Annotated in this window: 32 protein-coding genes; 14 read left to right on the forward strand and 18 right to left on the reverse strand. The window is 40.5% G+C overall.

Annotated features, from left to right (window positions below; genetic code table 11):
• Positions 1–4: 4 nt before the first annotated feature.
• From OA34_RS04840 to OA34_RS04855, 4 genes are all read right to left on the reverse strand, one after another.
• Entirely contained in the window at positions 5–253 is a 249-nt protein-coding gene (locus tag OA34_RS04840) for a tetratricopeptide repeat protein (protein WP_025345259.1), read from the reverse strand.
• Positions 250–1,323: a 3-isopropylmalate dehydrogenase gene (gene leuB, locus OA34_RS04845; RefSeq protein ID WP_039672962.1), complete on the reverse strand. Its 1,074-nt coding sequence runs from the start codon at positions 1,321–1,323 to the stop codon at positions 250–252. Before leuB ends, OA34_RS04840 begins: the two co-directional genes overlap by 4 nt.
• The gene (locus OA34_RS04850; RefSeq protein WP_039672964.1) at positions 1,320–1,808 is read right to left on the reverse strand and encodes a 3-isopropylmalate dehydratase small subunit; all 489 of its coding nucleotides are present in this window, start codon (positions 1,806–1,808) and stop codon (positions 1,320–1,322) included. The genes leuB and OA34_RS04850 overlap by 4 nt, the downstream gene beginning before the upstream one ends.
• A 63-nt stretch (positions 1,809–1,871) precedes the next feature.
• Positions 1,872–2,663, reverse strand: coding sequence for an ABC transporter ATP-binding protein (locus OA34_RS04855; RefSeq protein WP_039672966.1), 792 nt, complete (start codon positions 2,661–2,663; stop codon positions 1,872–1,874).
• A 110-nt stretch (positions 2,664–2,773) separates the two neighbouring features.
• On the opposite strand from OA34_RS04855, the gene OA34_RS04860 reads away from it, so the two are divergent.
• Positions 2,774–5,875, forward strand: a complete 3,102-nt coding sequence (locus OA34_RS04860; RefSeq protein ID WP_039672968.1) for an efflux RND transporter permease subunit — start codon at positions 2,774–2,776, stop codon at positions 5,873–5,875.
• Positions 5,876–5,972: 97 nt separating this feature from the next.
• On the opposite strand, the gene OA34_RS04865 is transcribed toward OA34_RS04860, so the two are convergent.
• On the reverse strand, positions 5,973–6,605 hold the full coding sequence (locus OA34_RS04865) for a LysE family translocator (protein WP_039672970.1): 633 nt from the start codon (positions 6,603–6,605) through the stop codon (positions 5,973–5,975).
• Between the two features lie 105 nt (positions 6,606–6,710).
• On the opposite strand from OA34_RS04865, the gene OA34_RS04870 reads away from it, so the two are divergent.
• A complete protein-coding gene (locus OA34_RS04870) occupies positions 6,711–7,025 on the forward strand; it encodes an ArsR/SmtB family transcription factor (protein ID WP_039672972.1) in 315 nt (104 codons plus the stop codon).
• 86 nt (positions 7,026–7,111) lie between these two features.
• Here the strand turns inward: OA34_RS04870 and OA34_RS13530 are convergent, their stop codons facing one another.
• Positions 7,112–7,288, reverse strand: a complete 177-nt coding sequence (locus OA34_RS13530; RefSeq protein ID WP_286682851.1) for a hypothetical protein — start codon at positions 7,286–7,288, stop codon at positions 7,112–7,114.
• A 213-nt stretch (positions 7,289–7,501) separates the two neighbouring features.
• Between OA34_RS13530 and nudC the strand changes: the two genes are divergently transcribed.
• Positions 7,502–8,305, forward strand: coding sequence for an NAD(+) diphosphatase (nudC, locus tag OA34_RS13535; RefSeq protein ID WP_286682852.1), 804 nt, complete (start codon positions 7,502–7,504; stop codon positions 8,303–8,305).
• A 19-nt stretch (positions 8,306–8,324) separates the two neighbouring features.
• Here nudC and OA34_RS04880 read toward each other — a convergent pair whose 3' ends face one another.
• From OA34_RS04880 to OA34_RS04890, 3 genes are all read right to left on the reverse strand, one after another.
• Positions 8,325–9,488, reverse strand: coding sequence for a sensor histidine kinase (locus tag OA34_RS04880; RefSeq protein ID WP_286682853.1), 1,164 nt, complete (start codon positions 9,486–9,488; stop codon positions 8,325–8,327).
• The gene (locus tag OA34_RS04885) at positions 9,481–10,137 is read right to left on the reverse strand and encodes a response regulator transcription factor (protein ID WP_039672974.1); all 657 of its coding nucleotides are present in this window, start codon (positions 10,135–10,137) and stop codon (positions 9,481–9,483) included. The genes OA34_RS04880 and OA34_RS04885 overlap by 8 nt, the downstream gene beginning before the upstream one ends.
• Positions 10,138–10,206: 69 nt before the next feature.
• Positions 10,207–10,422 (reverse strand): hypothetical protein, encoded by a 216-nt coding sequence (locus OA34_RS04890; protein ID WP_039672977.1) that lies wholly within the window; start codon positions 10,420–10,422, stop codon positions 10,207–10,209.
• Between the two features lie 111 nt (positions 10,423–10,533).
• Here OA34_RS04890 and OA34_RS04895 point away from each other — a divergent pair, with 111 nt between their 5' ends.
• The 4 genes from OA34_RS04895 to OA34_RS04910 are packed head-to-tail and all read left to right on the forward strand — an operon-like array spanning position 10,534 to position 14,170.
• Positions 10,534–11,022: a hypothetical protein gene (locus OA34_RS04895; protein ID WP_039672979.1), complete on the forward strand. Its 489-nt coding sequence runs from the start codon at positions 10,534–10,536 to the stop codon at positions 11,020–11,022.
• Positions 11,019–12,671, forward strand: coding sequence for a GMC family oxidoreductase (locus OA34_RS04900; RefSeq protein WP_039672981.1), 1,653 nt, complete (start codon positions 11,019–11,021; stop codon positions 12,669–12,671). The genes OA34_RS04895 and OA34_RS04900 overlap by 4 nt, the downstream gene beginning before the upstream one ends.
• Positions 12,672–12,692: 21 nt before the next feature.
• The gene (gene msrP, locus OA34_RS04905) at positions 12,693–13,619 is read left to right on the forward strand and encodes a protein-methionine-sulfoxide reductase catalytic subunit MsrP (protein WP_039672983.1); all 927 of its coding nucleotides are present in this window, start codon (positions 12,693–12,695) and stop codon (positions 13,617–13,619) included.
• Positions 13,616–14,170, forward strand: a complete 555-nt coding sequence (locus OA34_RS04910) for a protein-methionine-sulfoxide reductase heme-binding subunit MsrQ (protein ID WP_286682854.1) — start codon at positions 13,616–13,618, stop codon at positions 14,168–14,170. The genes msrP and OA34_RS04910 overlap by 4 nt, the downstream gene beginning before the upstream one ends.
• 3 nt (positions 14,171–14,173) lie before the next feature.
• On the opposite strand, the gene OA34_RS04915 is transcribed toward OA34_RS04910, so the two are convergent.
• The gene (locus tag OA34_RS04915; RefSeq protein ID WP_039672985.1) at positions 14,174–16,159 is read right to left on the reverse strand and encodes a TonB-dependent receptor; all 1,986 of its coding nucleotides are present in this window, start codon (positions 16,157–16,159) and stop codon (positions 14,174–14,176) included.
• 241 nt (positions 16,160–16,400) lie between these two features.
• Between OA34_RS04915 and OA34_RS04920 the strand changes: the two genes are divergently transcribed.
• Entirely contained in the window at positions 16,401–16,739 is a 339-nt protein-coding gene (locus tag OA34_RS04920; protein WP_039672987.1) for a c-type cytochrome, read from the forward strand.
• A 74-nt stretch (positions 16,740–16,813) separates the two neighbouring features.
• Here the strand turns inward: OA34_RS04920 and OA34_RS04925 are convergent, their stop codons facing one another.
• The gene (locus OA34_RS04925; RefSeq protein ID WP_039672989.1) at positions 16,814–18,427 is read right to left on the reverse strand and encodes a methyl-accepting chemotaxis protein; all 1,614 of its coding nucleotides are present in this window, start codon (positions 18,425–18,427) and stop codon (positions 16,814–16,816) included.
• A gap of 164 nt (positions 18,428–18,591) precedes the next feature.
• Here OA34_RS04925 and OA34_RS04930 point away from each other — a divergent pair, with 164 nt between their 5' ends.
• Positions 18,592–19,191, forward strand: a complete 600-nt coding sequence (locus OA34_RS04930) for a LysE/ArgO family amino acid transporter (RefSeq protein ID WP_039672991.1) — start codon at positions 18,592–18,594, stop codon at positions 19,189–19,191.
• A gap of 48 nt (positions 19,192–19,239) precedes the next feature.
• On the opposite strand, the gene OA34_RS13540 is transcribed toward OA34_RS04930, so the two are convergent.
• The 6 genes from OA34_RS13540 to OA34_RS04955 form a co-directional block, all read right to left on the reverse strand.
• Positions 19,240–19,368 carry a hypothetical protein gene (locus tag OA34_RS13540; RefSeq protein WP_286682855.1) on the reverse strand — a complete coding sequence of 43 codons (129 nt, stop codon included), beginning with the start codon at positions 19,366–19,368 and terminating at the stop codon, positions 19,240–19,242.
• A gap of 35 nt (positions 19,369–19,403) precedes the next feature.
• Positions 19,404–19,643 carry a type II toxin-antitoxin system RelE family toxin gene (locus OA34_RS04935; RefSeq protein WP_286682856.1) on the reverse strand — a complete coding sequence of 80 codons (240 nt, stop codon included), beginning with the start codon at positions 19,641–19,643 and terminating at the stop codon, positions 19,404–19,406.
• Positions 19,640–19,885 carry a hypothetical protein gene (locus OA34_RS04940; protein ID WP_039672992.1) on the reverse strand — a complete coding sequence of 82 codons (246 nt, stop codon included), beginning with the start codon at positions 19,883–19,885 and terminating at the stop codon, positions 19,640–19,642. The genes OA34_RS04935 and OA34_RS04940 overlap by 4 nt, the downstream gene beginning before the upstream one ends.
• A gap of 408 nt (positions 19,886–20,293) precedes the next feature.
• The gene (locus OA34_RS04945) at positions 20,294–20,671 is read right to left on the reverse strand and encodes a hypothetical protein (RefSeq protein WP_039673302.1); all 378 of its coding nucleotides are present in this window, start codon (positions 20,669–20,671) and stop codon (positions 20,294–20,296) included.
• 820 nt (positions 20,672–21,491) lie between these two features.
• A complete protein-coding gene (locus tag OA34_RS04950; RefSeq protein WP_039672994.1) occupies positions 21,492–22,007 on the reverse strand; it encodes a tetratricopeptide repeat protein in 516 nt (171 codons plus the stop codon).
• Positions 21,997–22,485 (reverse strand): hypothetical protein, encoded by a 489-nt coding sequence (locus OA34_RS04955; protein WP_039672996.1) that lies wholly within the window; start codon positions 22,483–22,485, stop codon positions 21,997–21,999. The genes OA34_RS04950 and OA34_RS04955 overlap by 11 nt, the downstream gene beginning before the upstream one ends.
• An 887-nt stretch (positions 22,486–23,372) precedes the next feature.
• Between OA34_RS04955 and OA34_RS04960 the strand changes: the two genes are divergently transcribed.
• The 5 genes from OA34_RS04960 (at position 23,373) to OA34_RS04980 (ending at position 25,778) form a co-directional block, all read left to right on the forward strand.
• Positions 23,373–23,951 carry a hypothetical protein gene (locus tag OA34_RS04960; RefSeq protein WP_039672998.1) on the forward strand — a complete coding sequence of 193 codons (579 nt, stop codon included), beginning with the start codon at positions 23,373–23,375 and terminating at the stop codon, positions 23,949–23,951.
• A gap of 229 nt (positions 23,952–24,180) precedes the next feature.
• A complete protein-coding gene (locus OA34_RS04965; RefSeq protein ID WP_039673000.1) occupies positions 24,181–24,495 on the forward strand; it encodes a hypothetical protein in 315 nt (104 codons plus the stop codon).
• Between the two features lie 9 nt (positions 24,496–24,504).
• Entirely contained in the window at positions 24,505–24,864 is a 360-nt protein-coding gene (locus tag OA34_RS04970) for a hypothetical protein (protein ID WP_039673001.1), read from the forward strand.
• Positions 24,865–24,993: 129 nt separating this feature from the next.
• Entirely contained in the window at positions 24,994–25,386 is a 393-nt protein-coding gene (locus OA34_RS13545) for a tetratricopeptide repeat protein (RefSeq protein ID WP_286682857.1), read from the forward strand.
• Positions 25,387–25,454: 68 nt separating this feature from the next.
• Positions 25,455–25,778 carry a hypothetical protein gene (locus tag OA34_RS04980; RefSeq protein WP_286682858.1) on the forward strand — a complete coding sequence of 108 codons (324 nt, stop codon included), beginning with the start codon at positions 25,455–25,457 and terminating at the stop codon, positions 25,776–25,778.
• Positions 25,779–25,855: 77 nt separating this feature from the next.
• Here the strand turns inward: OA34_RS04980 and OA34_RS13550 are convergent, their stop codons facing one another.
• Positions 25,856–26,236, reverse strand: coding sequence for a hypothetical protein (locus tag OA34_RS13550; RefSeq protein WP_286682859.1), 381 nt, complete (start codon positions 26,234–26,236; stop codon positions 25,856–25,858).
• Between the last annotated feature and the right edge of the window lie 497 nt (positions 26,237–26,733).

The raw sequence follows: 26,733 nt of genomic DNA on the forward strand, positions 1-26,733 counted from the left end.
GCTCTCACTTCCATAGTTTTACTAGCCAACGCTCAAACTCTAAAAACTCCACTTCCGAATTCATCGTTAAAAAAAACTTTTTCATCTCTTCATCGACGCCCAAGTATTTTTTACGAATGCCCGAAAGCCGTTTGATGGCGATTTTCGCCTCTTTATTGTCGGGATTTTCACGCAAAAGCTCTTTGTAAATCTCCAAAGCCTCGTTTTTGAGACCTTGGAGTTCGTAAATCGAAGCCAGCGTTAAGGTTTTCATAGTTTCGCAACGTAATCCGCGATAATCGAGCCGATTTGCGTCGTAGAACAGACCTCTTTCGCACCGTAATTTGCCAAGTCTTTCGTACGATAGCCCTCTTTTAAGACGTTTTTGATTGCCGTTTCGATACGATCGGCGGCTGATACTTCGCCTAAAGCAAAACGAAGCATCATCGACGCGCTCAAAATCGTCGCTAAAGGATTGGCGATGCCTTGTCCCGCGATGTCCGGAGCCGAACCGTGAATCGGCTCGAAAAGTCCGACCGTTCCGCCGATCGAAGCTGAAGGCAATAAGCCGATAGAACCGCTGATCATACTCGCTTCGTCGCTTAAAATATCGCCGAAAATATTGCCCGTTAAAATGACGTCGAATTGTTTGGGATTTCGAACCAACTGCATCGCCGCATTATCGACGTACATGTGAGAAAGCGTTACTTCGGGGTACTCTTTGGAAATTTCGATGACCGTATCGCGCCAAAGCTGAGAGACTTCCAAAACGTTGGCTTTATCGACCGAGCAAACCGTTTTACGACGTTTCATCGCCGATTCAAACGCGACGCGTGCGATACGTTCGATCTCGGGTTTGGTATAAACCATCGTGTTGTAGCCTTTAAAACCGTCGTTGGCTCTAGGCTCGCCGAAATAGATACCGCCGGTAAGTTCGCGCACGACCAAAAGGTCTACGCCCTGAAGCACTTCGGGTTTGAGGGTACTGGCTTCCAACAATTCGTCGTAAACGCTGGTCGGTCGAAGGTTGGCGAAAAGCCCCAACGCTTTGCGAAGTTTTAAAAGTCCCGTTTCAGGGCGAAATTCACGCGCTAAAGTGTCCCATTTTTCGCCGCCGATCGCACCGAAAAGGACGGCGTCGCTTTTCAAACATCCCTCGATCGTCTCCTCCGGAAGCGGCGTTCCTTTAAAATCGTACGCCACGCCGCCCATCAAATAGTCTTCGTAACGCAACTCGAAATTCTCTTTCGCACACACGCTGTCTAAAACTTTAATCGCCTCATCGACGATTTCAGGACCGATACCGTCGCCTCGAATGACTGCTATATTGTAAATTTTTTTCATTTTGTTATCTCTTTTTTTGCATAATTCATCAAACCGCCGCACGCTAAAAGCTCTTGCATAAACGGAGGAATCGGCGTAAATCGGTATGTTTGTGCGCCGTGTTTAATCTCGCCGCTTTCCATCGAAATAGCGATATTATCGCCCTCTTGAATCGCTTCGGTATTGGAAAGCTCGAAAATAGGCAGTCCCGTATTGAACGCGTTGCGGTAAAAAATACGCGCAAAACTCTTCGCCACTACGGCTCGAATACCCGCCGCTTTTAAAGCGATAGGCGCATGCTCGCGACTACTGCCGCATCCAAAATTCTCGCCCGCAACGATAATATCGCCTGCTTGCATTTTTTTAACAAATTCGGGATCGGCGTCTTCCATCACGTGTTTTGCCAATTCTTTAGGGTCGGAAGTATTGAGATAGCGTGCCGCGATAATCAAATCGGTGTCGATATTATCGCCAAAACACCACACTTTTCCGCTAATGGTACTCATGACATTGTCCTTCGTAGTCTCTTGATATGATAAAATTTTAGCCAAAGAGGCTTGTGAAAAAGTTTAATCCCCGATGCTTTGCACAAAATAACGTCCGTTTTCACATCCTACATGTAAAGGCAGATCGAAGACGTTTTTCAAATGTGCGTCAGTTAAAAGTTCCGTTTTATCGCCTTGCGCGTAGATGCGCCCTTGGCGAATCAGCACCACCTGAGCGATCTCTTCAAAAACCTCTTCGAGATGATGCGTTACCAAAATAATCGTTCGTTCGCGCGCGATTTTGCGTACCAATTGAATGAAATTGATCTGCGCTTTAATGTCAAGCCCCACGGTCGGCTCGTCCAAAATCATCGCTTGGGGTTCATGCACTAAGGCTCTTGCGATAATGCATTTACGAAGCTCTCCCGTGGACATTTGGGAAATGCGTTTGTCGCGCAAATGTGCAATCTCCAAAAACTCCAAAACCTCTTTCACTTTTTGTACATGTAAGGGTGAAAACTCTTGATGCTCGTAGATGTGAAAGCTACTGTAAAATCCCGAAAGCGTCACTTCAAAGCCGTTTAAATCGGGAGCGCGTTCGCTAAATTGGTAGTGCAGATCGTTCGTGATGATGCCCAGATGTTTTTTCAGCTCCCAAATATCCCAAATGCTCTTGCCGAAAATCTCTTTGCGCATTTTCGGATTAAAACGCGGATAAATATCGTTGGAAAAGAGTTTCAAAAGCGTCGATTTGCCCGAACCGTTCGCGCCCAAAATCGCCGTATGTTGCCCTTTTTCAATCCCTAAAGCGATGTCGTGGAGGACGTTTTCTCCATCGTACGCAACGCTGACATGTTCAAAATCGATCATTTTCATCCCTAAACCCCTCAATTACGAAACAATAGGACGATTATAGCGCATTTCCTTATTAAGAAAATTTAGTTAAAATGTGACATTCCTAATCCATGCCAAAGGTCGTCGTCTCGATGTTTTCCAAATTTTTTATCAACCGTCCCAATTTTGCTATCGTCGTTTCGCTGCTCATCGTTATTGCGGGTATCGTCGCGATTCGTACGCTTCCCGTTCAAGAGTATCCCGACGTCGTGCCGCCGCAAATCGTCGTTTCGACGACCTATTCGGGTGCGGATGCCAAAACTTTGGAAGAGAGCGTCGCTTCGGTGTTAGAGCAACAACTCAACGGCGTGGAACATATGCTCTATATGATGTCGACGACGTCTCCTAGCGGCTTGCTGACGATGAACCTCTACTTTGAAGTCGATACCGACATCGCGCAAGCCAAACTCGACGTCAATAACCGGATTCGTATCGCCGAGAGCAAACTGCCCGACGCGGTCAAACGTCAAGGCGTAGAAGTCGCCGACAAATCCGCGGACGTTTTACGTGTTTTGGCGTTAACGTCCAAAGACAACCGCTACGACACGACCTACATGGCAAACTACGCGATTAACAATATCTTAGAAGAGTTCAAACGTATTCCAGGCGTTGCCGAAGCAAGCGTCGTGGGCAATCAAGAGTATTCGATTCGCGTTTGGCTCGACCCGCAAAAACTCGCCTTTTACGAAGTAACGCCCTCCGAAGTCATCAGCGCGATTCAAGCGCAAAACGAACAGTTTCCCGTCGGTCAACTCGGGCAAGAGCCGATGGAAAAACCGCTGGCTTATACTTATACCGTCACCTCCAAAGGACGCCTAAAAACACCCGAAGCCTTCGGCGATATTTTGATTAAAACGCAAAGCGACGGCTCTTCTCTTTTCCTGAAAAACGTCGCTTCGGTGGAACTTGGAGCGGAAAAGTATTTTTTCAAAGGGCTTTTTAATAACCAACCTATGGCGGCGATTCGCGTTTATTTGACCTCTTCGGCAAACGCTTTGGAGGTTTCGGACTTGTTAGATCAAAAAATCGAAGAGCTTTCACGCCATTTTCCCGAAGGTCTTCGCATCGACGCGACCTACGATCCGACGACGTTTGTACGAGCTTCCATTCATGAAGTGATCGTCACGCTTTTAGAAGCGATCGTGTTGGTTATCGGCGTCGTTTATCTCTTCTTGGGCAATCTTCGCGCAACGCTGATTCCCGTTTTGGCGATCCCCGTTTCGATCGTCGGAACCTTCGCGGGATTTTACGCAAGCGGCTTTTCGATCAACTTGTTAACACTCTTCGGATTAACCCTTGCCATCGGTTTGGTCGTTGACGACGCGATTATCGTCATTGAAAATATCGAGCGCATCTTGCGCAAAGAGGCGTTAAGCGTCAAAGAAGCGACGATCAAAGCGATGCAAGAGATTACCGCACCCGTTTTAGCCATCGTTTTGGTTCTCAGCGCGGTGTTTATCCCAGCGGCGTTTATGGGCGGGTTAAGCGGTACGATGTCACGCCAGTTTGCCGTTACGATCGTCATTTCGGTCACGATCTCGGGATTGGTTGCCTTAACGCTTACGCCTGCATTGTGTGCGTTGATTTTAAAACAAGAGGAAGAAGAGCCTTTATGGTTGATTCGAAAATTTAACGCCTTGTTTGATCTTTTAACGCAGCGTTTCGGGCAAATCGTCACGAAAACGATTCGCTACGGAGCTTTTAACCTGCTTCTCTTCGGCGTAATGATTTTCGGGATTTACCAACTGTCGCATCATATTCCCACCGGTTTGATTCCCAAAGAGGACAAAGGCGTCTTTTTCGCGGTTAGCACGCTACCCTCCGGCGCATCGCTGAGCCGTACCCATGAAGTCAATCGATTCGTGGGAGAAGTGGCGATGCGTTTTTCCGACGTAGCCAAAGTCGGCGGGTTTTCGGGATCGGACTTTAGCTCCAAAGCCTACACGACCGATGCGGGGTACAGCTACGTCAGGCTAAACGACTGGGATCAACGCAAGGACGCCAACCAAAGCGTAGAAGCCCTTTCCAAAGCCATGCTCAAAGAGTTTTCGAAGAACAAAGAGGCGCGTATTATCGCCGTTGCGCCCTCTTCTATCATCGGACTCGGCGTTTCGGGCGGTTTTGAGATGTATATTCAAGATAAAACGGGCGGTAATTACGCCGCATTGGAAACCTATGCCAAAGAGATCGTCCAAAGAGCTTCAAAACGCGAAGAGCTACAAGCGGTTCGCTCCACGCTCAGTGCCGGTACGCCCCAATACCGCATCGACGTCGACGAAGCTAAAGTCAAAGCCTACGGCGTCAACATCGCCGACGTGTACACGACGATTCAGGCGATGTTCGGAAGCGTTTACGTCAACGACGTCAATCTTTTCGGGCGCAACTACAAAGTCAACGTCCAAGCCAAAGACGAATTTCGCGAAACGATTCAAAATTACGGCGACGTTTACGTCAAATCTTCAAGCGGGGCGTTTATTGCGTTAAACGAGCTAATGACGCTTCAACGCACGCTCAATCCTAGCATTACCAAACGTTTTAATATGTTCCCCTCGGCGCAAATTTTAGGCGAAACGGCGATGGGCTACTCCTCGGGCGACGCCTTGCGCATCATGGAAGAGATCGCCCAAGAAGTCCTGCCCGAAAACTATGCAATTGCATGGGGCGGAGCGTCACTCCAAGAGAAAATACTCTTAGGCAAAGGCAATCTCTCGTTCGTCTTCGCGGTCTTGTTTATCTTTTTAATTCTCGTGGCATTGTATGAGAGTTGGCTGATCCCTTGGGCGATCGTCCTTGCCGTTCCGTTCGCACTTTTGGGTGCTTATGCGGGTGTTTGGCTTCGCGGACTCCAAAACGACATCTATTTTCAAATCGGATTGATTACCCTCGTCGGTCTTTCGGCGAAAAACGCGATCTTAATGGTCGAGTTTGCGTTGCAAAAGATGGAGGAAGGCTTAAGCCTCATCGACGCAACGATCGAGGGTGCAAAAATCCGCTTTCGTCCCATTATTATGACCTCTTTGGCATTTATCGCCGGAACGATACCTTTGGCGTTAAGTTCGGGTGCGGGTGCTAACAGTCGCCATATTATCGGAACGACCGTGGTGGGTGGAATGTTGACGTTAACCTTGATCGGCGTTTTCTTTACGCCGTTGTTTTTTTACGGGATGATGAAGATCAAAGAAAAAATTTTATAAGCATTACGTTAAAGGTAACGCAAATACTAGATTTTCTTCGACAAGAAGCTCCACACGGGTGCGTTCATCGCTTGCACACGCTTATTGTCTCAGAATCTTATTTGCGTTCAAGCCCTAAAAGCCCCAAACCCAAAGCGATGAAAATCGCCCCTACGGCACGGTTAAACCACGAAGCTCTTTGCGAAGTCAAAAACCACGCTTTAAGTCGTTTAGCAAAATACGCATATCCCATCAACGTGCTAAACGAAAGCATCATAAACGTCAACGTCAAAATAAAAAACTGCTCCAAAAGCGGTGCTTCGGGATTGATAAATTGCGGGAAAAGTGCCGTAAAAAAGATAATCGGTTTGGGGTTGGTGATGCAGACCAAAAACCCTTTTTGGAAGATCTTTACATCTTGCGCTTTGCGCTTACGATGCTCAAGTTCAACCTGTTGGAAAATGTTACCGAAGGCACGAAACTGCTTGATACCGATGTAAATAAGATAGCATGCCCCTAAAACTTTAAATACCGCAAAAAGTATTGCGGACGTTTTTAACATCACGCCAAGCCCGAGCATCGCGGCACTTGAGAGGACAAAAAGACCGATGATATTGCCCAAAGAGGAAAAAGCGGTCGCTTTGAGATCGTAGATAATGGAGTTATTGATTGCCAAAAGTACTGCAGGACCTGGGCTTACGATAGCAATAAGCGCAACCGTCAGGTACAAAAGCCATGTATGAAGTTCCATGACAAACCTTTTTTATAAAATTATAGCGCATTTTATAAATCAATATATCTTGATATGAAATCTTCTTATGCTATACTACTCCACATTAAACCCAAAAGAGTGCTTATGGAAACCTTTTTAAAAACCGTCGGCGCGCTCAACGACGAAACGCGCGTGCAAATCTTAAATTTCATTCATCAAAACGGCGAAGTTTGCGTCTGCGAAATCGAATCGGCATTTTGCATGATCCAGTCGCGCGTCTCGCGCCATCTTAAAATCCTCAAAGATGCCGGCTTTTTGCGCGTTGAGCGGCGCGGGAAATGGGCCTACTATAAAGTTCGCTCGCCCTTAGATCGTTTTAGGCTGGCATGTTTAGAAGAGATCGGCTATTTGGAGATGCCCGTTCCGCTTTGCAACGTTACATGTAAGAGTGAAAAATGATTTTCTTTTGTTCCAGTTTATGTTGAACGAATCGCCCCATTGCCTAAGAGAACGGTCATATTGCCCGTCTTGCCGTTTAGAGAAGCTTAGGACGGAAGCCGCGGGTGGGTTTCGTTTTGGGAAGAAACGGTTTTATCAAACCTTAAAAACAGGGTAAAACATTTGAAGGTTAATCCGTAAATACCAATGAGCATTAAGCAAAAAAGCGTCAAAATACTGCTAATTTCACATAGCGAACAAAAAATCGTATTGAAAACTTCCATCGCGACTCCTTTGATCAACGAACCGTCAAAGCTTCAAACATGGGGAAGCGCATGAAGCCTTGACGCTCAAATCAGAAACATAGTATATCGTAATATATTTTAAAACATAACGAATTTTTCAATTTTTTTCTTTTTCCTCTCAAAAATCCACTTTTAAGGCTCTTTAGGGGGTTTGTGCTATGATGCTTCGATCAAAAAAAAGAGGATTTTGCGATGGCGAACCCTATTGTTCCGTTTTTTAAACCGACGCAACACGAACCAAACCGATTTATTTTAGCATTTTCGGATGATTTAGTCTTACTGCTTCCCGATCTTACCTTTCCCTCGGAAGAAGATTTAGCGAGACTTCAAGAACCGACGCACCGATTCGACATCGCCAAAAACGATCGACAAACCTTTAGCCTCTACCTTTGGGACGCGGCCTTGGAAGTGAATGCACCTTTTGAAAAAAGACAACTTCGAAGCATTCTTCCTTTGGTCGGCGATGATCTCTTAGAGCCGTTAATTCGCGCAAAACAACTCGTACACTGGCTTCAAGACAACCGTTTTTGCGGCAGATGCGGTGCGCCTTTTAGCTACTTTGCAACCATGTCTTCCCTCAAATGTACCGCTTGCGGACAACTTTCGTTCCCCAAACTCTCCCCCGCGTGCATCGTACTGATTACGCGCGGCGACGAGATACTCTTAGCGCGTTCGTACCATTATGCCAATAGCATGTACAGCCTGATCGCCGGATTCGTCGAAGCCGGAGAGAGTGCCGAAGCGTGTGTGGTGCGGGAAGTCAAAGAAGAAGTCGGACTCGAAATCGAAGACTTGGAGTATTTCGGTACGCAACCGTGGCCGTTTCCCCATTCGTTTATGATCGGCTTTTTCGCCCGATACAAAAGCGGAGAAATCATCATTCAAGAAGAGGAGCTCGAAGACGCCAAATGGTTTACCAAAGAGACGCTTCCCGACCTGCCCTATTCCACAAGTATCGCTTATCAAATGATCCAAACGTGGCTACAAAAACACTAAATCGCGTTTGAACTCTTTTTCAAACCGATAGGTTTGTACCACCGTTTCGAAGCGGAGGAAATTGTAAGTAAAACGTGGTTTCCTTCATGGCTACGGATTCAACCCAAACTTTAATACGGTACATTTTGCAAACAGAATTCACAATATCCAGTCCTATACCAAAACCACCGACTGTGGTGCTTCTACGTTCAAATCGCTTAAAAATAGTTTTTTTATTTTCTTCGCTAATACCGATACCCTTGTCGGTAACCGTCAAAAGGTACTCGGAAAGTTTCACGGAAATCGTTGTTTTGGGATAACTGTATTTGATGGCATTGGATAAAAGATTGTGAATCACTTTTTGAATACGGGACTTATCCATATGAATAAAGGTTGTTTGAAGTTGCGCGGTAATCGTATTTTCTTTCGTCACGGCGATTTCATTGAAATAGCTAACGCTCTCTTGGATTAAAAGAGCAAGATCAAAGGACTCTTCAAAGACTTCATCGATATCGTTAAAAGCGATGTAGCTTAAGCTATTGTAAATCTGTGAAATGAGTTTGGTACTAATAGAGATATGGTTAATAATGCGTCTATCGCTAAAAGAGCTTTGTTTAAGGCTTGAAACGCTCATCATCAAAGCCGCTACGGGCGTATTGAGTTCATGCGAACTGTCTTTAATAAATTTATTGAGTTTTTCAATGCGCGAATGAACGGGCTTGAGTAAAAACCGACTTAAAAAATAACCTTCAATACCGACAAAAATAGCGGATATAAAAATACTCAAGAAAATAATGAATTTTAACGTGAATATCTCTTGTTCGCTCTTGGCTTCATCGACAACAATATAGGCGACTTCATTGATAGGCGTTGCTAATTCGCGAACGGCGTAACGTGTTGCATTCACATCAACAATCTGATTTTTGAAGTTCGAAAAAAGAGGTTGTTTTTCCCTGTTTAACAATGCCACGCTAAAAAACTCTTTCGGTGGATGAAACGCATAAGGTACTTTATCCATTTCCGCCCTCATCAGCTCTTTTTCATAACCCATGATGACGGTTTTAATTTCCATTAAGCGTTTTTCGTTAATTTTATATGTCTCGCTGCGGTAATACAAAATAGCAATGATCACCATAAGGATCAAAGCGGAGGCAACATAGACGATTAAAAATCCCCATAATGTTTTAAGTTCTTCTTTATTCAAAAAGGTATCCATTTCCTCTAACGGTTTGAATTTTATCTTTTCCTAAAATAGTGCGTAAATTTTTAATATAAACTCTAATCGTCGCTTCACTGGGCATTTCATGATAATCCCATAAATTTTGAATAAGCTCTTCCGAAGAAACGACTTTCCCTTTTTGATTGCACAGATACAGTAAAATTTTACACTCTTTGCGAGTAAGCGTGTAGGATATTCCATTGACAAGCAAACGATTTTTTGAAACGATTAACGAAATATCGTCGTCTAATTTTAAGGCTTCTTCATTGACGATGTGAAAGCGTTTTTGAATATTTTTAATTCTTAAATCCAGCTCTTCCAGATCAAAAGGTTTTTTAATATAATCATCACAGCCGTTCTCAAAGCCTTTTTTTAAATGAGCCGTATCTTGAAAGGCGGTTATAATAATGGTAGGAGTATTGTTTTGATACGTACGAATTTCTTTAAGAAGGTCGATACCGCTTAATTTGGGGACATTGATGTCAAGAATTAAAAGGTCAAATTTTTGATCGTTTAGTGCATCAAAAGCTAATCGTCCATCGCAAAAATGCACGGTTTGATGCCTATGTCCGTTGAGATGACAGAGTAAAATGTCGGACAAAATAGGATCGTCCTCCAACACTAAAATCTTCATCGAGCGTTCCCTTTTTCATCCATTATACCATAGCCTTTGCGAAGGCTACGGTATGACTGTGAGCCTTACTTATTTCTTTTCCGCTCCGCACTTTGCATCGGCGGGTTTTTTGGTATCCTGAGACATTTTATCGCCGCCGCATTTTGCATCGGCAGGCTTTTTCATCTCTTTGGTATCTTTGGTAGCGTTCATCTCTCCGCCGCATTTACCTTCGGCCGCCATTGCACCGCTTACGAACATTGCAGCCATACCTAACGCTACAAGAGGTTTAACTTTAACTTGCATAAAATCTCCTTTTTTGGGGTTTGGATAGTGGCAGTATAATGATTTTACGTGTAGTCATTATGTAGTTTTATTACACAAATCCTTTACATGCGGTGTGCTAAAATAGCTACCATGAAGAGACGAACCTTTATAGCACTCGGTGCTACATCACCTTTGTTTTTGAGAATGGATACGCACGCTCGAGAAATTCCTAAAGACGTATGGGAAACCATAGCAAGTGTGCAAGACGTTTTATTTCCCAAAACCCAACACATGCCATCAGCACAGGAGGTAAATGCACTTTTTTATTTGGTATCGAACAGTTCATCCGAATATTTTGATGCAAATGATGTAGAGTTGCTTATCAAAGGAGCTTTTGTTTTTCATCAAAAATTTCCGGATTTTTGGGAGAAAGATACTGTATCCAAAAACAAAATCTTAGAGATTGCAACAAAAGATGATGACTTAGAAAAATGGCTTTCAAGACTTATCTATTATACGCTTGAAGCTATGTTTAGCGATCCTATTTACGGTGGAAATACCCATGAACGAGGGTGGAATGCAACCTTACATGTCAATGGAAATCCTCGCCCTATGCAAAAATACGGAAGAAAAGCATGAAGTACGATGTTTGCATTATCGGTAGCGGTGCGGGAGCAGGACCGCTTGCTTATGAACTCTCACATGCTGGGAAAAAAGTGGTTATTCTTGAAAAAGGCGATATTTACAGTGAACAAGATTTTTCCAAAGATGAAATCGCTTATACCAAACGCCCAGTTTTTACGCCCAAACTAAGCGATGAGTACCATACGATTGAAACCTTGGAAGAGGGAAAATGGATCAAAACGCCTACCTATGAAAATAATTGGAATTTTTGGAACGGAAGTCTTCTGGGAGGCTCTTCCAATTTCATGAGCGGCTTTTTTCATCGCCTTAAACCAAATGATTTTAAGCTAAAATCTGTTTACGGCGCGTATGAGGGAGCCAATATTGAAGATTGGCCTATACGCTATGAAGAGCTTGAGCCTTACTATGATATGGTTGAAAAAATCGTTGGTGTTTCAGGACGTGTTAGCGAACATGCGCATCAAGAACCAAGAAGCACTAACGCATACCCGTATCCCCCTTTAGCAGAACACCCCATTGTTGAAAAATTTGATGCGGCATGTAAAGAGTTAAACTTCACCTCTTTCATGACACCAAGAGCCATTCTTTCCGAACCTAAAGGGAACCGAAACCCGTGTTACTATTCTCATTATTGCGGTTCTTACGCATGTTCAAGCGGAGCAAAAGGAAGCTCAAGAGCTGCTTTAATTCAACCTGCTTTAGCAACCGGTAATTTACATATCATAGCAAACGCTTTTGTAGTCAAATTGGAAACCGATGGTACGCACAAGGTTCAAAAAGCACGCTATCTTACAAAAGAAGGCACTCAAAAACAGGTAAAAGCTAAACTTTTTATCCTTGCAGCGCAAGCAGTTGAGAGTTCACGTTTATTGTTAAATTCCAAAAATGAGGCATTTCCGAACGGGTTAGCCAATTCTTCAGGAGCCGTTGGAAAAAATCTTCTCTTTTCAGGTGGGGGTATGGGTTCAGGTGAGTTTGATGTAAGCCATTTTAGTCAAGAAGTTCTTTTGCAACCGGGGCTTTTTGTAAATCGTGCCTTGAAAGATTGGTATTTTACACCAAAGTTTAAAGGTGGATTGATTGACTTTTTATTTGAGCATGCCAATCCGATTCGACGTGCCAACGCTTTGAAACGAGAAGACGACAAACTCATCTTTGGGCAAAAGCTTCAAGATAAAATCTTTCAAACATTTACAACAATCAGAGTGCTTAATTTTGAAATCTTTAACGATTGGATGCCCAATGATAACTGTTTCGTCTCCGTTGATGAAAAATACAAAGATAAATACGGCATTCCTGTTGCAAACATTCGCATAGGGGCGCATCCCGAAGATGTAAGGGTAGGAGAATTTTTAGCCACCAAAGCGACTCAATTACTCCAACACATGGGAGCGAAGAATATAACGTACGAAATTTCTCCTTTACCGTCTCAAAATCTCCAAGCGGGAGGCTGCCGTTTTGGTGACGATCCTAAAAAACACGTGCTCAATCGCTATTGCCAAAGCCACGATATTCCCAATCTTTTCGTAACAGACGGGAGTTTTATGCCCACAGGAGGCAGTGTTCCTTACACATGGACGATTTATGCAAACGCCTTTCGTATCGCCGATTATATTAAAAACCATTTTGATCTCCTCGTATAAGCGCAGGACAAAGGAATAAACATGCCGACACCTTCTATCACGCCGGAAATCCTCTTTGAGGCACGCCGTCATTTTCTCAAACTCGGAGCGGGCGCACTGGTAAGCTCCACCGCACTCTCGCAACTTTTAGCTTCTATGCCCGAAGAGATACAACTCTCTTTCACGAAAGACCCCAACCCGTTAAAACTGACACCCAATACGTTCGAGCAAGTCAGCAACTACGTCAATTTCTACGAGTTTTCCACCGATAAAACCGCCCCCGTGAAAATGGCGCAAGTAATGAAACTGAAACCGTGGAGTTTAGGATTTTTCGGCGAAATCGCACGCGAAGAGATGGTCGAAGTAGACGATCTTATCGCGAAATTCGGGCTGGAAGAGCGGATTTACCGTTTTCGTTGCGTCGAAGGTTGGTCGATGGTCGTACCGTGGATCGGATTTCCGCTTTATAAACTGCTTGATTATTTGCGTCCCGGCTCCAAAGCCAAATACGTCAAATTTACCACGCGCCACGAACCGGACATCTTCCCAGACCAAGCCAAAGGTCTTTTTGCCTCCATCAAACACCCCTACGTGGAAGGACTTCGTATGGACGAAGCAAGGCATCCGCTTACCTTTTTAGCGGTCGGTATGTACGGCAAGCCTTTGCCCAAACAAAACGGCGCGCCCATTCGTCTCGTCGTTCCGTGGAAATACGGCTTTAAATCCATCAAATCGCTTGATCTCATCGAATGCGTGGAAGAACAACCCCTCAACACGTGGCAAGCGATGGCACCGGAAGAGTACGGCTTTTATGCCAATGTCAACCCTCAAGTCGATCATCCAAGGTGGAGCCAAGCCAAAGAAAGGCTTTTAGGTAAACTCACCAAGCAAGAGACGCTGATGTTTAACGGCTACGAAAAAGAGGTTTCGCATTTATACGCCGGTATGGATTTGAGGAAGCAGTATTGAAAACACTCATCGTTGTTTTAGCCCTTTTACCGCTAGGCTATACGTACTACGCGCTTGAAAGTGCCATCGACCCCATCAAAATGCTCTACACTACGACAGGCGTGGGAGCCTTGTTGCTTCTGTTACTTTCCTTAGCACCTTCTACATGTCAAAGAGTTTGCGCCCTCAATCTGCTTCGTTTTCGCAAAACGCTCGGACTTTTTGCGTTTGTCTACGCTCTTTTACATGTAAGCGTTTTTATCGTTTTAGACAGCGAATTGGATTTCGTGACGCTCTTTGCAAAAAGCCTCAAAAAACCCTTTATCTACGTCGGTGTTATCGCCTTTTTGATTCTTTTATTGATGGCGTTGACGTCTACCAAAAAACTTTTTGCGCGTTTTTCACGCTATCATAAAGCCGTTTACGGTGCACTGGTGCTGATTTTGCTTCACGATTTTTGGGCGCAAAAGGTCGCCGGAGCGTTTGAGTACGGCATGATGGCGATCGGCATCGTGTTACTGGGCGAAAGGGTTTGGCATGAGTGCCGCTTTGACATGTCAAAGCGGCACTAGGATTTAGAACGAGTAGTGCAAGTTGATATAACCGTAACGACCCGGTTCGTTAATAAGCATAACGTCTCCGTCCGTTCCGGTTAATAAACTGAGGTCTTTATAGGTATTGGAAAGGGCATACGTTTTGTCGAAGAGATTGTCGATACCGACCGTGACGTCAAAGTTTTGACTGATTTTATAGGTATATTTGAGGTTTAAAACGGCGTATCCACCGAGGATTTGCTCTCCGTTATCGCTATCGACGTTATCCCAACGTTTTGCCGCGACAAGTTCCGTTTTTAACGTATGTTCCGCTTCATGATAGGTCAGCGACGTTACGGCGCGAAGCGGTACAATGTCCGCTAAATCCTTATCGCTTTGTCCCGCAAGCGGTTTATCTTTTTCGCCTTTTAAATAACTCATGCCGTAACCGAGCGTCCATGCTTTAGCAACCTCGTAAGAAGCATCTAACGTCGCACCGTAAATAGCGGCATCGACGTTAACGTATTTTTGCGCCGTCGCGTTATAATAGATATAATCCCTTAAGTCCGAATAGAAAAGTTTTCCTTTGATATCCACAGCTTCATAATGCGCCTTAAACCCTAAGTCGGTTTCGTAATTGGTCGTTTGTTCTAAAATACCCGTTGATTTGGTCGCACCGTAAAGTTCTTTGCCGTCCGGTACGCGCGACGCTTTTCCGAAACCGATAAAATAATCCACGTTATCGGTCGCTTTATACGTCACAATCGTATTGGCGGAAAAAGCTTCGTAATCATTGTCGTAGCGTTGAACCGTCGCTACGCCTTGGCGATGGGCTTTAATATCCGTATCGTCATAACGCACGCCTGCTTGAACGTTCACGCGATCGATCGTTTTATCGTAATGGGCAAACAGTGCTTTATTGGTCGTATCGACGTCGGGCATCCCCGTTCGCGTCACGCCGCTTTCCGCTCCGGTTGCAATGGTATAGGTGTATTTTTTACCGTCCCAATTACGTTTACTCGCATCAACACCGTATGTGAGTTCTCCGCCACCTAAATCCATTATGTTTTTAAGTTTGGCACCTTGGACTTCCGTTTCGAGTTTATTGACCGTATAACTGGTTGACGAACTTGTTTTACGGTATTTATTTGACATCGGATGATCGACGGTGGAGTAAAACGCTTCTAAAGCAAGTTCTTTAGAGAGCGTTCCCAAATCGTAGAGACTGTAACCTAAGGTATAAATATCGCTATCGTCATAGTCTGCATCCATCATACGCGAAGGATAGAGCACGTTATCGCTACGATTGAGCGTGTAACCTAAACGAAGTTCTTGATTGTCCACGGGAGTGATGAAAACTTTTCCCATAAACGTTTTTTTCTCATACGAACGTAAATCATCCGTTTTATATTGGTAAGTTCCCGTCGTCGTTTTAGCAAGTTGGTCGTAAAACGTATCGCCGTTACCGTCTTTGTACTGATCGCTTCGCTCGGTAGACGCACTGAGCAAAGCTCGAATATACTCGTTTCCGCCGCTAGCACTCGCAGATGCTTTACGATAACCGTAACTGCCGATACCCAAATTAACGTCGCCGTTTGGCTCTTTGGTCGGAGTTTTGGTTTCCGCTACGACCAAACCGCTCAGCGTTCCAAAATTTTCGACGTCATAAGGACCTTCGACGATCTTAACGCTTTCGATATTATCGGCATTGATATGCGTGACGGTAGGGTCCATCCGATTCGGGCATGCTCCGTAAAGTTTGGCATCGTCGATCAAAACGTTGATGTTATCCCTTTTTTGCCCGCGTAAAATAATGTCGTTGGCAACACCGCTTCCTCGGATCATCGTAATAGACGCGCTATTACGAGAAAGCGCCTCGGCTAAGTCCGCCGATTTTAGCTCTTCGCCGCTAATATTTTTAATTTCCGTCGAAAAACGCTCACCCTCGACGCTAATCGCTCCAAGATCTATCGTCTCCGCAATTAAAAGCGTCGAGACCGCCAAAAACACTCCAATCATTCTTTTCATACATTCTCCCTTAAAATGGTGCATCAATCTTAAAGTCCTAGTGTTAAAAGTGTGTTAAATAAAACTTATTTCAATAAATATTGACACGTTTTATCGTCAGTTAAAACCTACATGTCATTATGGCTGAAGCGACGAGTCTTTCCCCTAGCATCACATGTAAGGTTTTTCTTCGCTTTTCCTTGACGTAACGCAACGACAAAAAAGCCCTTTTTTGGCTACAATCCGACAAAAAGGAGCAGCGATGCATGTCATTTCTTGGGGATTGATCTCTTTGTTAAGCGTCTCTTTGTATGCCGCCCCTAGCGGCGAAACATTGTTTCAAGGCAACTGCGTGACATGTCACGACTATACGAAAACCCTCTCCGCACCTGCGATAAAAGAGATACAAGCGCGTTACAAAAACGTGTTTCAGACAAAAGAAGCTTTCGTGTCGTTTACGGTGCGATGGTTAAACGCCCCTGATGCGAAGCGTGCGATTTTACAAGATGCGGTCAAAAAATTTGAGCTTATGCCGACCATAGGCGTCGACCAAGAGAGCCTTGAAGCGATCGCCGAATTTCTGTACGACGGCTCTTTTTAAAGCGTTTCTTAAAGCGCAAACACCATCGTTAACGCCCTCACGGTTGCTTCGGCGTTAACGAGAAGGGATGACGTTTAAGCGGTTTTAAATTGTGCGAGGGTATCGCTGAGGTTGGATGAGAGCTTGGAGAGGTGTTCTGCCGCACCCGCAATCTCTTCGACGCTTCTGGCATTGGAGCTTGAGAGCGTATTGATCGCACCGATTTTTTCGATAACGGCGGATTTAATGAGCTTAACGTTGGCATTGGCATTGTGTACGACCTCTTGCGTTGCCTGCGTGCTTTGCTCCAACATTCCCACCGCATCGTTGGTTTGGATCGTGACTTGGTTGGAAAATGTACTGAGTTCATGAATGCGTTTAGCGTTTTGGTTCATTTCACCGCTAATGTCGCCGATAGACTGGACGATCACATTGACCGTGGCATTGGTCTCCACAAGGCTTTTTTGCGTGCGTTCGGCAAGTTGGCGTACCTCATCGGCAACCACGGCAAATCCACGCCCGTGATCTCCCGCACGTGCCGCTTCTATGGCGGCGTTCAGGGCTAAAAGATTGGTCTGATCGGCAATGTCTCCGATAACGTCTAAGACCGACCTCACTTGTTCGGCTTCGCCGGCAAGATGGTTCAGTCGATCGTTGATCGTCGCTTCCGCTTCCGCCGTTTGACTCAGTTGCGTCAGCGTTTCATCGAGCAACGCTTGCGCACTCAGCAAGCTTTTGTGTGCCCCAAACGTAATTTCTTGAACGCTATGTGACCGCTCGCTGGCATCACCGATGGCTTTGGCAACTTCTTGGGCGTCGTTGGTGGTTTCAAAAACGACTTTGGCTTCTTCTTCGGCACGCTTACCGATTTGCAAGCTCGTGCTTGAGAGTTCTTCGGCAACGGAAGCGTTTTCGAGGGCGTTACTTTTGGCAAGATTTAATGCGTTAGCGACGTCGGCAATTAACATGTTGATGGCATTCATAATATCGTTGATCTCGTCTTTGCTTCCCGTATTAATCCGTACGCTTAAATCTTTACTCGTTCGCATCTGCTCACAGGCGTTTTTGGCATGCAAAACGGACCGTTTGATAGAGCGGGTAACAAGAAAGAAAATGCTGACCACAAAAAGAGAAATAATCCCCAAAGAGAGCTGCGAGGCAAATTTGTTGGTATCTAAACGCTCAAAGTTGTTGGTTTTAACCGAAGAAGCTAAATCGTCTAGTTTTTCGCTCAGTCCTCGAAACATTTTGCTGCTTTTTTGGTAGTATTCATCGAGTTTTTTGGCATCTTCGGGAAAATTTTGCGCAAAAGCTTCGTCATAGATTTTCACGCCGTAGGTTCCGAAGAGTTTCATGCGCGGCACGTTGATCTCATGCCACTCGATGAGCAGACTTTTTAGCGTTTCGATACGTTTATGGTTGGAAGAACTCATCAAAATCGTCTTAAGCTCATCCAAATCAGCCAAGAGCTTTCGGTACGTTTTTTCGTAATTTTCGAGATTGACCGGTTTAAAATAGATCTGATAATCGCGTTGTTGAATGCGCAATTCCAGTGTTGCATTTTCGATCTCGGCGATAGTCGTCAAGCGAATCGCCGCCATTTTGGCATCGTTCGCCTCCTTGATAATCTCATACCCGATGGCACTAAACCCTAAAAAAATGATCGCCAGTAAAAAGACGAGCTTGTTGTTAATCGTCGCTAAAAACATAATACCCTTTCAATTGTATTCATATTCAAAAGCTAGAATAGCAAAACTGCGTAAATTATACGTAAATATAAAAGGAAAATGAGGAAATATCTTAAACTAAGGAGTCAAATTTTTTAGAGAGGTTTGGTTATAATCCATCAATTTTTTCCCAAAAAGAGCCCTTTATGAACGCATTTATTTCCGGTTTTAGTCTCGGTTTCTCTCTGATCTTAGCCATCGGTGCGCAAAATGCTTTTGTGCTCAAACAAGGTATCAAAAAAGAGCATGTGTTTGTCATTTGCTTGATTTGCGCACTTTCCGACGCTGTTTTAATTTTCGCGGGCGTTTTTGGTTTCGGGTATTTGGTAGAGCAGTTTCCCACACTGCAAACGGTCGCGAAGTACGGCGGTTTTATGTTTTTAGTGACCTATGGGTTGAAGAGTTTTTACACGGCATGGAGCATGACGCATGAGCTAAACCCTCTCGACCAACCGACGGCATCGCTTTTGAAAACCGTCTTAATTGTGCTTGCCTTTACGTGGCTCAACCCGCATGTGTATCTTGATACGGTTATTTTACTAGGCTCCGTTTCGACTAAATTTGGCTCACTTGCTCCGATGTTTGGCTTGGGGGCGATGAGTGCGTCGTTTGTTTTCTTCTTTTCGTTAGGATACGGAGCGAGGATTTTAACCCCTCTTTTTCAAAAGCCGCTTTCATGGAAGATTTTAGAAGTGCTCATCGGAATCATCATGCTTTCTTTAGCATGGATGCTTTTTCGATTGTAAACAAAGCGGATATAACGTCTGAAAACATTATCTCCGTGCAAAAGAGGATTAAGATTTCAATTGATTTAACTTAGCGTTGAGGCTTTCCGCCAATTTTGAGAGGTGATCTACCGCGCTTGCGATCTCTTCGACACTTCTGGCATTTTCACTCGTTAGAGCGTTAATATTGGTTACCATAGAGACGATTCTATCGGTATCGGAGGTGGAAAATCTTATTTATAGATATCGCCTCGACTATCGACTTTTAAAATTTTGATTTCAATGTCATCCATATAAAAAAGAATACGATATTTAGAAACCCTCAATCTAAAAAGGGGTGGTATATCATCACCCGCCAATCGTTTGACATCACCTTCTGGTAATTTTACAATCGCATCATAAATGCGTTTTTGTAAAGTATGGTCATATTTTGAAAAGCTTTTTTCAAATGTCTTGGAGAATGATATTTTCACACATTATACTTTTTAGCGAAATCATTTTGATCTGTAAACGTATCTGAATTCAAGATGTGCAAAACATCTTCTTTGTCTTTGGCATCTAAAATCAGAGCTGCTTTATCTTTGGAATTTGATGTTTTAAAATAAACTTCCAAGCTTTCACGTAAAATTTGAGAAATAGATTTTTTTTCTATAAAACCAAATGCCCTTGCTTGTTCGTAAAGCTCTTTATCTATGGTTAAACTGATTCTATGCATCCTATGCTCCTTTTATGATGTAGTGATGTATAAACATCATTATAACACATAATAAATTAATGATTAGTCATATGGTAAAAGATGGAAACTGACCCCTATGCTTTTTTGATTGAGAAGTAAAAGAAGGCTAACGATAAGCGATACAATGCGTTTACTTCTCATTATTTTCCATTTCATTATTTTTACATGTAAAAATATTTATCTGCAAGATTGTATTTATTTGGTAAATTAGCAACTCAAAAGTTAAAAGTTTAGCCCTCGTCCCCTAGACTCACTTTTTGACTTAACATAGCTTAACATGTAAAAAGATTTTGAATAAAAAAACTGTACTGGCGACTCATTCATTTCCCTTATTATAGTTTTCTGTACGGGCGAATATTATAAAAGTTAAAAGTTTAGACCTGACCCCTAGACTTTTTTTATGTCATAACCTAATTTTGGGGAAGCTATTGTATCGCTTCTTAATTTTGCAATAGGCATATCCTCACCCATAAAAATTCTTCTAAAATCAATCGTAATGACCAATTCATCTGTTGAATTAGCATCTAACATAGTGTTGAGCTCTAAATTTTTGATGATTTCATCATTGAGTTTTCTTTCAACATCATCTTGTGATTGATATTGTTTTGTTGTAGGGGTATGTTTTTGTATAAAATTTAGAGTAATTTTTTCAAATTTTACTTTCCCACTTAAAGGCTCAGAAGGTTGTGTTACAGCACAGCCTGTAAACATGAATGCTATCAGTACAAAGAGTACATAAACTAAATTTTGTTTTGTATTTTTCATTTTTTTCCTTTTGGATTGATTTTATAATTATGGAACAAATGTATATATTTAAAGTAACCTTCCCTCCTGTTTTAATTGCGCTTATTTATTGAATTGGCAAACTAACAATTTTTAGGGGTCAGGGCTAAACTTTTAACTTTTTTACTTAACATAGTTTATATGTAAAAAATGTATTAGTTAATTTCATCATTAAAGTAGCCTGTCCCCTTTATCCTGCTATACTTTCATGTAAAGATATTTATCTGCAAACTTGCATTAATTACTTGAACTTACGTACCAAAAGTTAAAAGTTTAACCCTGCCCCCTAGAGTCAAAGTAGCCTGTCCCATTTATCCCTCTTTCGAGTGGATTTTGAATGATACGAGGCTACTTTTTATTTTAGATGTAAAAGATTTATTGCTCAATTTCATTAAAGTAGCCTGTCCCCTTTACCCTTTCTTTTTACGTTTTAAAGTCTTTCCCCGCATCAAATTCTTTGCATAAAATTTCTCAGAAAGCCATAATAAATTTGATTAGATACGTTTGTAATTGTTCATTTGTAGTAAATAAACTCATACCAAAGAAAAAGAAAAATTACGCGCTAAAAGAAAAAGAATTAAAAGAGAGCGATTTCTATATCAATTTTTTTCATTCTGATGTTTTGTATTGACTAATCTTTCTATTGGTCTTTTTTTGATGTTTTTGAGCGTTCTATGAAGATTTTTATTCTATGAATGGAAGTTAAAAAGTAATTTTCTAAAAAGCCAATCTTTCCTTCACTAATCTAAATACTTCCTGTTTATGTTCTGAAATTTTTACAAATTTCTTTCTTTTCCTCAGTTTAGTAATTATTGCTTTCTTCTGAAAAAATAAATTCTCTATTGGTATCTGAAATATAGCTTTTACTTTTATTAAAAAGGGCATAACGTTCACAACTTATAGTACTTTTATAATCACATCCTTTACCAAAAAAATCTAATGCCTTTTCTCGATCTACGGTTTCTACGGCAAGTCTTGATGAATACATAGCTCCAAGATTATAGCAACCAATTGAAATTTTTTTGTCACATAGATTCTTGTATATCTCAAAAGCTTTTTGATAACTTTGTCTGGTACCATATCCATTATCATACAAGATTCCAAGGTTATTGCAAGCTACTAAATTACCATTTTTACAAAGTTTATCAAAAAGCTCAAATGCAACAAAGAAATCTTTATTTTTATAGGCAATTACTGCATTGTTAAACTCATTACTTGAATCTTTTGCAAAACTCAAAGATATTATCGACATAATTAAAAAACAAAATATATTCAATTGATTCAACATTCTTTTTTTCCAAAATAAATTATTTTTCATGCTCTGCATGAATCGTTTTAAAACTTTTTTTCATACAGATAAAATTAAAAATTAATTGGTAAATCATATTTAAAAGTCCTAAAAAAATTGCTACTGGTAGGTATTCTATAGACATTTTCAATAACACATTAAAATCAAATACGATATTTTGAATATTAATTGGCAAAAAATAATTTTGGACAACCCTTACCACTAATACCCCTATAAAAACCATTAAAAATATTGATACAGTATTATAAAGCAGACTTGTTTTTTCTCCAATTTCACTCACAAATTGACCAAGTATCGCAAAAAGAATAAAAATATTAAGTATCCCATGAATTGAGCCATACACAATAGGATGATTTGTTTCAGTATACATACCAACACCCATGAATGGAAAGAGAAAAAATGTACCATATGCTAGGGCTCTGGCAAATTTAAAAATATTACCCCAAAGTTTGCCATATTGATTTGTTAGTTCTTTGTATGCAGTCATTAGCACTCCTCACTTATAAGTTGCATCATAGTAGGTAATTAATCTCGACATCAATTACAAATCTTATAAATCAATTTAAAACATTTAATAATCATATCATAGCCATATCTTAAATCTTATTAAAATATCAAATTTTAACATTTAATAAAGAGGACAAAAGATAATCTAAACGATAACTTAAAAATTATGGAAATATCATGCTAAAATTATTTATCGCACATAAAAGGGGTCAGGGCTTGACTTTTAACTTTTTGACTTAACATAGCTTTACATGTAAAAAGATTTTGAATAAAAAAACTGTACTGGCGACTCATTCATGTCCCTTATTATAGTTTTCTGTACGGACGAATATTATAAAAGTTAAAAGTTTAGACCTGACCCCTATACTTTTATAATTCTAATTGACTAATATTCTTCTTCTTTCTAAGTTCGGCAATATTTTTACCAATCTGCTGATGAACTTTATCAATATCTAATTCTTCCATTATACCTAGCCCTATGGAACTTATTTATTTAAAAGGTTGGCTAGAGTAACATTCTTTATCAATCGCTTATAGCGCCTAGTTCTATAGAGCTTTTTATAAGACAAGCTATGAAGAAAAACTTTGCATTCATTATTTCTTTAGTTGTTGGAATAAGTATTTTTGTTGTTTGGATGAAGATGGTCGATAGTTTTCATGTTATAGAAAACATGCATAGGTCTTGTAATTGCAATGCTAATTGGCTTATTGATAAACTACAAAATTGATCCTTAGGATTTTTAAGGACTAAAATGGGAATTTCTGTTTCTCCCGAAATTTATGGAGAAATCTTTGGTCGATTTTTAGGTTATGGATTATTAGCTACACCATTAATTTATTTTTTCTTAAAATTAAAAAAGGATTAGTATGCGATTTTTGTTAGTTTTGATATTACCATATTTTTTATTAGCAGGAAGTTGCTTATTGATACCAAAAGGTGAATATCCTAAAGAAGGTATATCAAGTATGTTATTTACTAAGCCTAAAGATAATAGTACTTTAGGAAAAGCTAAAGATTACTTATTCCCTCCCCAGAATGACGCTGGCAAAGTAGAAATTTATGTAGAATTGAATAAATCTAAATGTACGAATCCAGAGCACCCATTATTTATTCAAATTTTTAATAATAGTAACTTGCCTATTGATCGTATGCGAATAGAGATAGGTTCATTTTTAGAGAAAAAAAATGGGAATATGTTTTTTATAGAAAAGATTCAACTCAATTTAAAAGATGATAAACAGCAAGACTTTTATATTCAACCTCAATCATCTCATACATTATGTGTAAGAGCACCACATGAAGATTGGACTTATAAGCGTGATTCTGGAATAGAGGGTATTATTTTTGACCCCAAAAAAGACCAATTGATTCACAGTTATAATATTGATGAATTAAAATATTATTTACTTAAAGAAGGATGTTTTGTAGGATTTTATGAAAAATAATTCTTTGAGTTTCTATGGATAAATTATTGATCTTCTTTTTAACCAGCAATAAGCACAAATATTAGAATCTGGGATATAAGGCTTTACTTCATTTTCGATTTCTGATGAGATGCTAAAATGGAATGAACTTTTAGAAAAAAAATTACTTACTAAAGAAGAGTTTGAGGAAGAAAAATAAAAACTTCTTTAACAATAAAAATGAAACAACTAGTACTTTGGGGTCATTTCAATGAATAAAATGATTAATATTATTTTATTATTTATTTTTATTGTAGCTAGCTCTTTGCAAGCAAAAGATGAAAGGGTATATTGCGCGATGCTTTTTACCAGCGTGTCCACTATGTCTTTTCAAAATAATGATATTGAAACTGGAAAATTTTATGAAAGCAAGTATAAAATTATTCTAAATAAAGTAAAAAAGAATTACTCTGATAATGCGCTTATGAAGTTAATGCATGATGAAATGGATAATGTTTTAGTACTTCTCAAAAGTGAAGATAGCGATAAAATAGCGCAAGCATTAACAGAATGCATGAAATATTAGGGATTAAGTATGAAAAAGATGATACACATTTTAGTGATTTGTTCGATTTATTATTCAAATATAAATGCTGCACAAAAAGCAGATACGGATTTCAGATTCCAATGTTTTTCGATAATAGCATATATGGCAACAATAGCACAAGATGCTGAAAATTACGACTTTTTTCAACACATGAATACTGCAGCACAGAATATTAGATATGATTTGCTTAAAGATTACTCTCCTGACGATTTTTCAAGAGTTGCCATGAAAATTCATAAAGAAAACAACAATGAGTTGATTATGAACAAAAATGACAAAGAACTCCAAAGACAAATTACCCTTTGCCTACCCTATTTTAAAAAAATGGGTATTCATGTTCGGGAGTGACTAGACACAAATTTTATTGCATGGGCATTGCTAGCTAAAGCAATGGTTCTTTTAGGCGTTTTTATGTCGATTGGTGTCTTTTCAATGATTTTCGAATTGTTCTAAAATAACACAAAATATGAGATTATGATGAAATTAAAGTTGTTGTATTATCTAGTTATTTCATGTTTATTAAGCAATAATGCAAATGCTGTTGAGGAACAATCATTGCCTGATGATCGGCTTTATACTCTAAGTTTTTACAAAAAAAAATGTTTAGAGGGTAATCAAAGTGCTTGTGTATACGTTGGGCTCGCATATAAAGATGGTAAAGATACGCCACAAGATTTTAAACGAGCATATGATCTTTTTTATAATGCTTGTGAACAAAACAATCCATTAGGTTGCGCATTTCAAGGGGTGATGTACGAGCAAGGGTTAGGTAGGAATATAGATACTTTACAAGCAATTAAATTTTATCAAAGAGCTTGCGATGGCGGTATAGAGCTTAGTTGTAAAAGAATAAAAGAATTATCCAATTAGTTGTAATAAAATAAGAGTGTTAGTGAAGTTTAGTAAATTGATAAAAATACGTTCTAAAAGGAATGACAATGAAAAAGGTGTGTTTTGTTTGTATTTTGTTGTTAACAGCTTCTTTTGGAGGTGGGTACACAAATAGTGATGGTAGTTATGGTACGCAAAGTGGCAATACCATGTATCATAGCGATGGTAGCTACAGTACACGCAGTGGAAGTACAACATACAATAGTGACGGTAGTTATAGTACCCGTAGTGGAAGTACAACATACAATAGTGATGGCTCTTATAGCACTAGAAGTGGCAATACTCAATATAACAGTGATGGTTCTTATAGTACTAAAACTGGGAATACCATTTTTCATAGTGATGGTAGCTATACAACAATTAATAAATAAATTTAGACAAACTCGTACTATTTTTATTCTTATCAAAAAATATATGCAAGCCACCGATTTACACCGATGGCTTGTCATCAAGCTACTTTCACCTCCAAATAATTCATCACGAAATAGTTAATAACCGAGCCAAACAACACCTCAATGGCACGTTTTAGTGCTCTTGTTTCAGCACGAGCTGTACAAAAGTGCAAACCTCCATTACCTCTTAATTCACTGAACTCACAAATACCTAATCCCGAGGATGAACGTATGAGATCACCCACGTTAACTGTTAATTTGCCTTCAATCTTTGAGTAGGTATCACGCACATCTGTCTTGGTTAAACGCCATTCATAGCTAATGGGAAGAGAAGAGAGAATTTTAATGAGCCCATCTCGTTTAGCTTCGTAAATCCCGTTGATCAGTACAAAGTCATGTGGACGTAGGAGTTTGAGTACATGTTTCTTTGTTGCCATCAATAAAGCTTCATCCGTGGGTGAAAGCACTTCACCTGTACTTGCGCATGGGCAATTGATTGAAATTAAGGGGTCAGGGCTTAACTTTTAACTTTTAACTTTTAACTTTTAACTTTTAACTTTTAACTTTTAACTTTTAACTTTTAACTTTTAACTTTTAACTTTTAACTTTTAACTTTTAACTTTTAACTTTTAACTTTTAACTTTTTAACTTTTAACTTTTAACTTTTAACTTTTAACTTTTAACTTTTAACTTTTAACTTTTAACTTTTAACTTTTAACTTTTAACTTTTAACTTTTAACTTTTAACTTTTAACTTTTAACTTTTAACTTTAACATAGGTTTACATGTAAGAGATTTACTTTTCAATAAAGAAAGCATTTTATTCCTTAAAAGCGATGAACGCGCTTTTGTAAAGCAACGATTTTATCTATTTTGGGAGAAGGCAAAAGAAGGAAGGCAAAAATAATAACGAAAGTTTATCACACTAATCTTAC

This window comes from Sulfurospirillum sp. MES, assembly GCF_000789415.1.
Classification (GTDB): Bacteria; Campylobacterota; Campylobacteria; order Campylobacterales; family Sulfurospirillaceae; genus Sulfurospirillum; species Sulfurospirillum cavolei.